Origin of the sequence: Protofrankia sp. Cj3 (assembly GCF_917627355.1) — a bacterium.
In the GTDB taxonomy this organism is placed as follows: Bacteria; Actinomycetota; Actinomycetes; order Frankiales; family Frankiaceae; genus Protofrankia.
In genome coordinates, this window is sequence record NZ_CAKJTR010000159.1 from 1 (window position 1) to 10,972 (window position 10,972).

Below are 10,972 nucleotides of genomic sequence, written 5' to 3' on the forward strand. Positions count from 1 at the left end.
TTAGTCGATCATTGAACCGGCGCCCCCGGCCGGGCGCCGCCCAGATAATCCGTTATGTGAGTTTCGCCGGTGAATACCCGGCCGAAGGCTCCGATCATGCCCGGCGAGCGGTTGGCACAATGGAACAAACACGTTCCACCGGCGCCTCTTGACATTATTCAGTGACTACCGCGGGTGCCATGTTGATATGTTGACGTCCGCCAGCGAAATCACCGGAAAAAGTATTCGAACCAGCCCGTGGCCGGCACCGATCCAACCAACCGCTGGTCAAGCGGGGCGAATGGGGCCGCCTCAGCTGACCACGACAACGGGATACGCTGTCGTTATCGTGCGAACTATTGGGGGAGGCAGCTGGTGACAACTGCGGCAAGTAAGGCTGCGCCTACAAAAACTAATCCACCGAGGCGTATCCCCAACACCCGGTTACGAACCTGTCGCGAAGAGAGAGGCTGGTCGCAGGAACGACTCGCCACTGAACTGCGACGCTTCGCTGTCATGCACGAGGGCCGCGAGGCCGGCGCCACCGGAAACATGATCTGCAAGTGGGAGAAGGGTGACAAGAAGCCCAGCCTCCGTTACCAACGGCTTCTGCGCGCTCTTTTTCACCGGACCGCCGGGGAACTCGGGTTCATTGACGATGAAACTGTCAGCCGGCTCGGCGTCGACGCCGAGGCAAGGCGCACTCCCGGGCTCCCCCAAACGAGCGTGGAGCGGCGTTCCTTCTTGCGTATGGTCGCGGCGGCCGGGGGTGTCGCGGTCGCACCGGTAACGCCCGACGCCGAACCCTGGGAACGGCTTTCCGCGGCTCTTCGGCAGCAGAGCGCCGTCACCCCGCCAACTGTCGAGGATCTGTCCGCGCGGACGGCGGGCCTGTTCGGGCTGGAAGAACGGGTCCCGGCTCGGGCACTCATGGCGAGAGTGACCACCCAGCTGACAACGCTGAGCCAGCTGCTGGAGACCTCGCCACGGTCGGCGGTGCGGCGTAACCTCACCATCACCGCCGGTGAAGTAGCTGCGCTCGCCGGATGGCTCGCCTTCGATATGCGCGACAACACGTGTGCGCTCGCCTACTATCGGGTCGCGCTCGAAGCCGCCCGCGAAGCCAACGACAACGCCTTGTGGGCATGCGTGCTGGGGTACGAGAGTTACCAGCCCGCCCTGGCTGGCCGGCCGGACCAGGCATGCGCGCTCCTGGGCGAGGCTCAGCGCCGGGCCGCGCTCGGCGGCAGCATGATGACCCGCGCGTGGCTTGCCGCTCGGGAGGCTGAGGAGCAGGCTTCCCGCGGGGACAGCGGCGCTGCGCTGCGCGCGCTCGAGCGTGCCGGTGACGCTTTCGACCGAGCCGATCCAGCGAACGATCGCGTGTGGACGCAGTTCTTCGACCGCCCTCGCCTCGACGGCATGCGGGTCACGACCTTCACGCGCCTGCGCCGTCCGGACGCCGCCTACGCGGCCGCGGCGGAGACTCTGCGGACCACCACCAGCCCAACCGCCATGAAGAAGCGCTCGCTGCTGTTTGGTGCCCTTGCCGAGGTCCACATTCACCGCAGGGAGATCGACCAGGCATGCCAGCTGGCCGCGGACGCGCTTGCGATCGTGGCACAGACAGACTTCTCGCTGGGGCTTGCCCGCGTACTACAGATCCGCGATCAACTTCGGCCGTGGCGGGAGAGCCAGCCGGTACGGGATCTCGACGAGCAGCTACGGGTGCTGGTCTGACCGGTCAGCACCGCGGGCGTGCGGGAGATGATCGCCGAACAGGCGAACAGGCGAACAGTCAAAGCGTGGCGGACGGCGCCGTCTCGGCGGTGATCCAGTCCAGATAGTCACCGAGCCCATCGACGATCGGCATCGCGATGATCTCGGGCGTGTCGTAGGGATGCGCCTGGGTAATCTCCCGCGCCAACTCGGCAAATCGGTCAGTTGTCGTTTTTGCCAGACATAGCCATTCGTCCGCCTGCTCAATCTCGCCCCGCCATCGGTAGGTGCTCCGAATCGGGCCGAGAACCTGAACGCAGGCGGCCAGTCGACGCTCCACCAGCAGGCGCCCGAGCCGGTCCGCCGCTTCAGGCGAATCGATGCTGGTCACGGCCTGAAGATGGCCCATAAACCCCCCTGATCATTCGGTGGATGAGCAACGTACCCCACATCGGCCCGCACGGTCCACCGACAGATTGAGGGCGTGTCCACTGGATGTTCGATCGCTTCGCCCTGCCCGAACGCTTCGCGTCCGTACGGGCCCCCGCTCCCGATGCCCAGAAAACGTCCTGCCGTGTTGTCGTCGGTCCGGATAGAACACCGCTATGCCGCGTCCCCTGTTACCCGGGCACTACGTGCGGGGATCGGCTCGCCGGCCGTCGGTCCGATAACAGTCATACACACCACCCACCGTGCGTACAGCCGCGAGCACCGCGTCCAGTTGCGCCGGGCCGGCAACCTCGACCGTGAAACGGGCATGGACCGCTCTGTCCTCGGCCGTGATGGTCGATGCGGACCGAACGGTGGCCGACGCGTCCGACAGCATTTCGGTTATGTCAGCGAGCAGGCCATATCGGTCAAAAGCCTCGACCGCGATCTCGGCGGGGAAGGTCACGCTCGCGCTGGGCACCCACGAGGTCACCACGGCCCGGCGCCGATCTCCACGGGCCTCCGCCGCGTTCGCGCATTGCCGCCGGTGCACCGAGACCGCGGGGCTGTGCGTGGTGGTGAATCCGACCACGTCGTCCCCTGGCAGGGGCAGACAACAGCGGGCAAGACGCACCGGGACGTCCGGCCGGCCGTCGACAGCGGCCAGGCCCGCCCAGGCCTGCGCATGGACGCGTCCCCGCGGCGGGCGCGGTGGCGACACCGCGGGCCGCGCCGAGGGCCGGTGGACACGGTCCGCGAACGGATCTGGATGATATGGCAGGCCAGCAGCGTCGTCCAGAACGGTCGCGCCGTCACGATTCGCACCGGCCACACCGGCCACACCGGCCACACCGGCAGTGGCGGCAGTGGCGGCAGTGGCGGATCCCACCGGCTGGGAGCCGCTCAGGTGATCCGCCGCCGGCACGGCGGCGCTTACCGCCGATCCGCCAGGTGCGGTGGTGGCGGTGTCATGCCCGGTAACGGGGGACGTGGCGTCGGCGTCTCGCCGCTGGCGTGCCGTCCTGCGGCGGATCCGCACCCTGGCGCGGGAGGTCTTGACGAAGTCCAACCAGTCCTCGGACGGACTGGCGCTCGGCAGCCCAGAGCGCAGGATCTCCACCACGTCACCGTTACGCAACCGGGTGCGCAGGGGCACCAGCCTGCCGTTGACCCGAGCGCCGATAGCCCGATGCCCGAGCTCCGTGTGGACCGCGTAGGCCAGGTCGACCGGTGTCGATCGGGCCGGCAGAGCGATGATCCTGCCCTTGGGGGTGAAGATGAGAACCTCGTCCGAGTCGAGATCCGCCGACAGCGACTCGATAAACTCACCTGGGTCCTTCGCCTCGCCCTCCCAGTCAAGCAGGCTGTGCAGCCAGGCCAGGCCCTCCAGGCGAGCGCCGTCCGCGGACGGCCCGACCGGGCGCGCGATGATCCCGGTTTCCGCGAGGCGGTGCATAGCCTCCGTACGGATCTGGATATCGATGGGTTTGCCGGCCGAGTCCACAACGGTCGTATGCAGGGACTGGTACATGTTGAACTTGGGAGTGGCCACGAAGTCGCGTAGCCGGCCGGGTGCCGGCCGCCAGATGGCATGCACTTCCCCCAGCGCTTCATAACAGTCAGTGACAGAATCTACGAGAACCAGCACCCGGACGATGTCGTTGTAGTCACGCGCCTGGAAGCCGCGTTCCTGTGCCCGCTTGTAGATCGAGAAAAGGTGACTTGTCCTGACCGAGACCCTGGCATTGATGCGAGCATCCTCGAGACCACGCTGGAGCGTGCGGACAATCGCGCCAACCTGGCCGGACGCACGCTCCGCGGCGGTGAACTCGTCTACCATCCGCTGTATCCGCTCGTGTTCGCCGGGATGCAGGACGGCGAACGAACGATCCTCCAGTTCTCTTTTGATCACACTCACGCCGAGACGATGCGCCAGCGGCGCGAGGATCTCCAGCGTCACCCGGGCGATGCGCGCCTGCTTGGGGGGGGACTTGAAGCCGAGCGTCCGCATGTTGTGGAGGCGGTCGGCAATCTTGATGACAAGGACCCGGTAGTCCTTGGCGAGGGCAACGATGAGTTTGCGCAGGGTCTCGGCTTCAGCCGCGTCACCGAAACGCATCTTGTCGAGTTTGGTCACCCCGTCGACAATGTTGGCGACCTCAAGGCCGAAATCGGCGGCAGCGGCCTCGAGGGTGTAGCCGGTGTCCTCAACGGTGTCGTGCAGCAACGCCCCGACGATCGTGGTGGTGTCCACTCCGAGCTCGGCGAGGATCTGGGTTACCGCGAGCGGGTGGGTGATGTACGGGTCGCCGCTGTGTCTCTGCTGACCGGCGTGTTGCCGGTTCGCGACCTCATAGGCATGGACGATGAGGCCGATGTCGGCCTTGGCATGGTGCAGGCAGTGCGTATCGGTGATCTTCCGCAGCTCCGGCGGCACCGCGGGGGTGCCGCGGCCCGCTGCCATCCAGCGGGCGAGATGAGCCAGACGGGTGCTGGCCAGCCGGGCGGCCGCCAGCGTACGTGAGGTCTCTTCTCCCCCGCCAGCCTGCTCAGCAGTCCCGCCGACGCTTTCAGCGCCCCCGGCTGACCATCCCCCAGCGGAGCGTTCGATCCGCGCGGGCAACGCCGCGCCCTGCATACCGGCACCTACGATCTCGGCGTCCACAGCGCCCCCCTCAACAGATCTCCACGCCTAAGAGCGACCGGTGAGCCACAGCAGGGCTGGCGACGACCGGTTGCCACGGCAACATCGATGTCCTACACGGGCAGACCGGTCCCCATCGACGGGAACCGGCACCCGGGCGGACGGCAGCATCATGATCAGCACCGTACGCCCGAGGTGACCCGATAGCAGTCGTACACGCCCTCGATGGATCGCACCGCATCCCGGATGTGTCCCAGGTGCTTCGCGTCCCCCATCTCGAAGGTGAAACGGCTGATCGCGATCTGGTCCCTGGTCGTCGTCACCGACGCGGACAAGATGTTGACATGGTGATTGGTCAGGACCCGTGTCACGTCGGACAGTAAACGGGCCCGGTCCAGCGCCTCGACCTGGATGACGACGAGGAACACCGAACCCGACGACGCGGCCCACTCGACCGCCACGGTCCGGTCGTGCGGATCGGCGCGCAGCGTCGCCAGGTTCGGGCAGTCGTGGCGATGCACGGACACGCCCTTGCCCCGGGTGACGAATCCTGTGATCGCATCCCCCGGCATGGGCATGCAACAGCGGGCGAGCTTCGCCCACACGTCCTCGGAACCGCTGACGACCACTCCTGGATCACCCACCGGCCGCCGCAGGGCCCGGGTCGGCAGCGCGGTCTCGGCGGCGTCCTCGGCCGCGCCCTCGGGGCCGCCGAGCGCGGCCACCAGCCGGGCCACCACGTTCTGCGCGCTGGCGGTCTTCTCGCCGATCGCGACATACAGCGCGGACACATCCGGGTAACGCATGTCCTTGGCCAGGCTGGGCAGCACGTCGCCGTTCATCAACCGGGTCAGCGGGAGGCCGTGCCGGCGCATCATCCGGGCGAGAGCGTCCCGGCCGGCGACGACAGCGTCCTCCCGCCGCTCCCGGGCGTGCCACTGACGGATCTTCGTACGTGCCCGGGAAGAGCGGACGAAGGTCAGCCAGTCCTCGCTCGGCCCGGCCGCATGCGCACGCGACGTGAAGATCGCTACGGTGTCCCCGTTGTCGAGGGAGGTGTCCAAAGCGGCGAGCCTGCCGTTGACTCGTGCGCCCACGCACTGATTACCGACGTCGGTGTGGACGGCATAGGCGAAGTCGACCGGGGTGGACCCCTCCGGCAACGCGATCACGTCACCCTTGGGGGTGAACACGAACACCTCGTCGGTGTGCAGGTCAAAGCGCAGGCTGTCGAGGAACTCGCCGGGCTGTGCGGTTTCCCGCTGCCAGTCGAGAATCTGCCGCAGCCAGGCGGTCTGGTCCTGGCCGGAGCCACCTCGGCGGGACCGCCCGCCCGCTTTCGACCCGCCGTCGGTAAACCCGAACGCCCGCGCCTTGGCCGTACCCGACGGCCGGGCCGCGACGCCGTCCTCCTTGTACTTCCAGTGCGCCGCGATCCCGTACTCGGCCCGGTTGTGCATCGCGTGGGTCCGGATCTGCAGCTCCACCGGCTTGCCGTCAGGCCCCATGACCGTCGTGTGCAGTGACTGGTACATGTTGAACTTGGGCATCGCGATGTAGTCCTTGAACCGGCCCGGGATGGGCTTCCAGTTCGCGTGCAGCGTGCCCAGCGACGCGTAGCAGTCACGGACGGAGTCGACCAGTACCCGAATTCCGACCAGGTCATGGATGTCGTCGAACGACCGGCCTCGCACCACCATTTTCTGGTAGATCGAATAATAGTGCTTGGGACGGCCGGTGACGACAGACTTGATCTTGGCTTCGTCCAGGTGGGCCAGTACCGCGGTCACCACACCGGTGATGTACGTATCCCTGCTCGGCGCGCGCTCGGCCACCAGACGGACGATCTCGTCGTAACGCTTCGGGTAGAGGGTCGCGAAAGCGAGATCCTCCAGCTCCCACTTGAGCGAGTTCATCCCCAGCCGGTGGGCCAGCGGAGCGTAGATCTCCAGCGTCTCCCTGGCTTTGCGCTCCTGTTTGTGTTCAGGCAGGAACCGCAGGGTCCGCATGTTGTGCAGCCGGGCGGCAAGTTTGATCACCAATGCCCGCGGGTCGCGGGCCATCGCGACCACCATGCGACGGATCGTCTCGGCCTGGGCCCCCTCACCGACCTTCACCCGGTGGAGCTTCATCACCGCGTCGAGAACATCCGCGACGTGGTCACCGAACTCGTCACGGATGCGGTCGAGGGTCATGTGGGCTTCGCCCACGGTGCCGTGCAGGAGCGCGGCGCACAGCGTCGGTGTGTCCATGCCGAGATCAGCGAGGATGCTGGCGACAGCTATGGGATGCGTCACATAGGGGTGCCCGGACAGGCGCACCTGACCGGCATGCACCCCGGCCGCGGTCTCGAACGCCCGCTGAACAGGACCGACATCCGCCCGGGGATGGTTGGCAAGCAAACCTCGCAGCACCGGATCCAACAGCGATGGTGAGGTCGCGCGATGTGACGCGAGCCTGGGGAAACGGCCGCGGACCCGGCGGGGCAGCGGCGGCGACTCGTGCCCCAGACGCGGGACCACCGGCGAGCCCTCGCCCGGACCGGAGTCCCCATGGTCGGCCAGAAGGGCAGCCTGACGCGCGGCGGCAGCTGGTGATCCACCGTCGGTCAGCGCGTCATCGACCTCCGATCGTGCCCGGTCGGCGCCTGCGCAACGCTCGTCTGTCGATGACGAATCGCGTGTCGATGACGAATCGCGCACGATCGTCACGCCGGGCTCGGACGCTCCAGTCACCATCGATGCTGCCTCGGGCACAATCTATTCCTACTTCCGCTAGGAGTGATGAAGCCACCGACGATGCGAGAAACCTGACCGCATCACCTTCGGCCCGACCAGCGGTCATCAGCTCACCAGGCGGATGCGAAAAACATGATCGCACCACCTCCGGCCAAACCAGGGACCTCTGCAGGTTAACGCTGCGTTGGGCGCCTGCCATCCGCAACTCCAGCCGGATACGGCCGGAGCGGACAAAGATCACAAAATTTCACACGATACGACTGGCCGTGCGCATCCATCACAGCCGTCACGCGATCCGCTACACCTCCATGATCGATGAAATCGCAAGCGGCGCCAGCCGATCCCGCCCGGACAGGAACATGAGCTCCATCAACACGGCAAGCCCGGCAACCTCAGCGCCGCTCTGACGCACCAGCTCGGCAGTGGCGAGCGCGGTACCGCCCGTGGCCAGGACATCGTCGACGAGCAGCACCCGGTCACCGGGCCGGAATGCGTCGGTCTGCACCTCCAGCGTGGCGGTGCCGTACTCCAGATCGTAAGTCCTGCTGATCGTCTCACCGGGAAGCTTGCCCTGCTTGCGAATGGGAACCACACCGACCCCGAGACGGTAGGCAACCGGGGCCGCGAGCAAAAAACCGCGCGCCTCGATGGCCGCCACCACGGTAGCGCCGTGACCGTCGACGGTGTCAGCGAGCGCGTCGATGACCACCGCGAAGGCTGCTGGCGTCGTCAACAGCGGCGCGATGTCCTTGAAGATCACTCCGGGCTTGGGGAAGTCAGGAACGTCCCGGATGTGGGCGCGCAGCACATCCACGGCCCGAACCGGCGCGGGCCCGCCGGCCGAGGTGCCTGCGGGCGTGGGAGTTGATTCTTCGGTAGTCGTCACCGCCGCTTTTTACCGCCTGGACGGCCTTTCCGGCCAGAACGCCGCGCCTGCGCCGGACGGCGCGCCGCCGTGCCAGGCCGGCTGGACCGAGCCCCGGCCACGGCTGGCTCACGGTTGCCGAGGGGTTTCTCACGTTCACCTTCGACGGCCCCCTCGGTGCCGGTCATCTGCCGCGCCGCGCCGATCTCCGTCCCTCGCTCCGCTGCCGGCACGCCGGGATCGGCCCCGAGCGCCGCGCCGGCTCCCGTGACGACCTGGGCGCCCTTGGCCGATTCACGCAACGCCGATGCCCGGGACTTGGCCACCCGCGCGTCCAGCGCCCGGACCGCCGGCTCGTTCTTCTTCAGATCCACCAACAGCGGTGTCGCGACGAACAGCGAGGAGTAGGTGCCCGAGGCGATCCCGACGAACTGGGCGAGGGCAAGATCCTCCAACGTGCCGGCACCCAGCAGCCCGGCACCCACAAAAAGCAGTGAACCGACCGGTACCAGCGCGATGAAAGAGGTGTTGAGCGACCGCATCAATGTCTGGTTCAACGAGTCGTTGGTGGTCTCGGCGTAGGTACGCCGGCTGGCCGTACCCATCCCGGCGGTGTTCTCCCGGACCCGGTCAAAGACCACGACCGTGTCGTAGAGGGAGAATCCCAGGATGGTCAGCAGAGCGATCACCGTCGCGGGGGTGACCTGGAAACCTACCAGTGAATAGATCCCCATCGTGACGACAAGGTCGTGGATGAGCGCCGCCATGGCGGCGACCGCCATCTTCCACTCGAACCTGACAGACAGGTAGATCATAACCAGTGCCAGGAACACCGCGAGCCCCTGCAGCGCCTTGTTGGTGATGGTCGATCCCCAGGATGCGCCGACCGTCGAGATGTCGATACCGGTGTCCGGAATGGCGAAACGTTGCTGAATGGCGGCCTGGAGCTGGCCGGTCTGCGCGTCGGTCAGGGCCGGGGTCTGCAGCCGGATCTGGTGTGAGGTCTGGAGTTCCTGGATCACCGTGTCGGCGGGGTTGATCCCGACCGAGGACAGCGCCGCCTCAGCCTCCGCAACCGGCCGGCCGGCGGCGGGAAACTGGAACAGCGCGCCGCCCTTGAAGTCAATCCCGAGCGAGAACCCGCGGATCGCCATGCTGGCGACACAGATCGTCAGAAGTACGGCGGAGACCAGATACCAGACCCTGCGCCGGCCGACGAACTCCACGTGGAACTCACTGCGGTAGAGCCTGCTGGCCCAGGACATCTCTACTCCTCCCGTCCCGTGCCGGCCGGACCCGACCGTGATGACTGAGAATCGGACGATCGCACATCAGCTGGCCGCCCGCCCGCTTTGCCCGGGGAGACCGGGGCCCGCTCACGCCGGGTCAGGCGTGCGGCTGTGGGCGAGCCGTCCTGGCCGTTGCCCGCGGCCGCCCTCGCGCCGAGCGCCGAGACCGTGAGCCCGGAGAACCGGCTGCTGGCGAACAGCGGCCTGCGGACGAGCAGGGAGACAACCGGTTTGGTGAAAATGAACATGATCAATATATCGATCAACGTGGACAAGCCGAGGGTGAACGCGAATCCCCGGACGGACCCGATCGACAGAACGTACAGCACCGCGGCGGCCAGGAAGGAGACCGTGTCCGCGGACAGCATGGTCCGCCGGGCTGACGGCCACGCCCGGTCGACCGCCGCGCGAACACTGCGGTGGGCGCGGACCTCGTCCTTGATGCGCTCGAAATAGACGACGAACGAGTCCGCGGTGACACCGATGGACACGATCAGACCGGCGATACCGGCCAGGGTGAGAGTGAATCCGATCCATCTGCCGAGCAGCACCACGGCGGCGTAGACGAGGAGCCCGCTCACCGCCAGCGAGCTGATCACAACAATCCCGAGGGCCCGGTAGTACAGGAACGAGTACACGACGACCAGCAGCAGGCCTATGGCACCCGCCAGCAGACCGGCGTTGAGGGAGTCCTTGCCCAGGGTCGGGGATACCGACTCGGCGCTGGACTGCTCGAACGCCAGCGGCAGGGCACCGTAGCGCAGCACATTCGCAAGGTCCTGAGCGCTGGACTGGTTGAAGGAGCCCGATATCTGGGCGTCCCCGGCGATACGGTCGTTGGTGGTCGGCGCCGACTGGACCACGCCGTCCAGGACAATGGCCACCTGCTTGCCGATGGTCTCCTCGGTCAGCTTGGTGAACTTGTCCTGCCCGTCACGGGTGAAGCTGACGTTGACGATCCACTGGCCGGTGCTCACCGAGGCGGTACCACCGGAGCTGGCCAGCCCCGCCGTCGCCGATTTCACGTCGGTACCCACCACCTGGGCGGGCATGAGCAGGTACTTGAAGGCACCGTTGCGATCACAGGCAGCCACCCACTCCGACGGCTTCTCCGTGCTCGCCGTCCGGCTGCGCGCATCCGACGGCGCGCAGGTCAGGGCCTCAAACGTGGCGATGACGTCGGCCGGCGGCGTCGCCGCGGCGGCCTGCGCGGGATCGGTCGCCGGGGCCGGCGCGGGCGTGGCGGGCGTAGGTGCGGCCGGCGTAGGTGCGGCCGGCGTAGGTGCGGCCGGCGTAGGTGCGGCCGGCG

At 67.2% G+C, this 10,972-nt stretch carries 7 protein-coding genes; 1 reads left to right on the forward strand and 6 read right to left on the reverse strand.

Features of this window, described 5'->3' with window-relative positions; translation table 11 throughout:
* The first annotated feature begins 354 nt into the window (after positions 1-354).
* Positions 355-1,719, forward strand: coding sequence for a twin-arginine translocation signal domain-containing protein (locus tag MJ783_RS18180; RefSeq protein WP_370651685.1), 1,365 nt, complete (start codon positions 355-357; stop codon positions 1,717-1,719).
* A gap of 58 nt (positions 1,720-1,777) precedes the next feature.
* Here the strand turns inward: MJ783_RS18180 and cutA are convergent, their stop codons facing one another.
* The 6 genes from cutA to secD all read right to left on the reverse strand — a co-directional run.
* The gene (cutA, locus tag MJ783_RS18185; protein ID WP_239311867.1) at positions 1,778-2,107 is read right to left on the reverse strand and encodes a divalent-cation tolerance protein CutA; all 330 of its coding nucleotides are present in this window, start codon (positions 2,105-2,107) and stop codon (positions 1,778-1,780) included.
* 222 nt (positions 2,108-2,329) lie between these two features.
* Positions 2,330-4,792: a bifunctional (p)ppGpp synthetase/guanosine-3',5'-bis(diphosphate) 3'-pyrophosphohydrolase gene (locus MJ783_RS18190; protein WP_239311869.1), complete on the reverse strand. Its 2,463-nt coding sequence runs from the start codon at positions 4,790-4,792 to the stop codon at positions 2,330-2,332.
* 155 nt (positions 4,793-4,947) lie between these two features.
* Positions 4,948-7,509, reverse strand: coding sequence for a bifunctional (p)ppGpp synthetase/guanosine-3',5'-bis(diphosphate) 3'-pyrophosphohydrolase (locus MJ783_RS18195; protein ID WP_239405585.1), 2,562 nt, complete (start codon positions 7,507-7,509; stop codon positions 4,948-4,950).
* Positions 7,510-7,807: 298 nt separating this feature from the next.
* Positions 7,808-8,395 carry an adenine phosphoribosyltransferase gene (locus MJ783_RS18200; protein WP_370651686.1) on the reverse strand — a complete coding sequence of 196 codons (588 nt, stop codon included), beginning with the start codon at positions 8,393-8,395 and terminating at the stop codon, positions 7,808-7,810.
* Positions 8,392-9,639, reverse strand: coding sequence for a protein translocase subunit SecF (gene secF, locus MJ783_RS18205; protein ID WP_239311873.1), 1,248 nt, complete (start codon positions 9,637-9,639; stop codon positions 8,392-8,394). Before secF ends, MJ783_RS18200 begins: the two co-directional genes overlap by 4 nt.
* Positions 9,640-9,641: 2 nt before the next feature.
* On the reverse strand, positions 9,642-10,972 hold a 1,331-nt coding region (secD, locus tag MJ783_RS18210; protein WP_239311875.1), incomplete at its 5' end, for a protein translocase subunit SecD.

Coding starts and splice junctions, on each gene's coding strand:
- MJ783_RS18195 (WP_239405585.1), bottom strand. CDS start 7,509: ATGGTGACTGGAGCGTCCGAGCCCGGCGTGACGATCGTGCGCGATTCG.
- cutA (WP_239311867.1), bottom strand. CDS start 2,107: ATGGGCCATCTTCAGGCCGTGACCAGCATCGATTCGCCTGAAGCGGCG.
- secF (WP_239311873.1), bottom strand. CDS start 9,639: ATGTCCTGGGCCAGCAGGCTCTACCGCAGTGAGTTCCACGTGGAGTTC.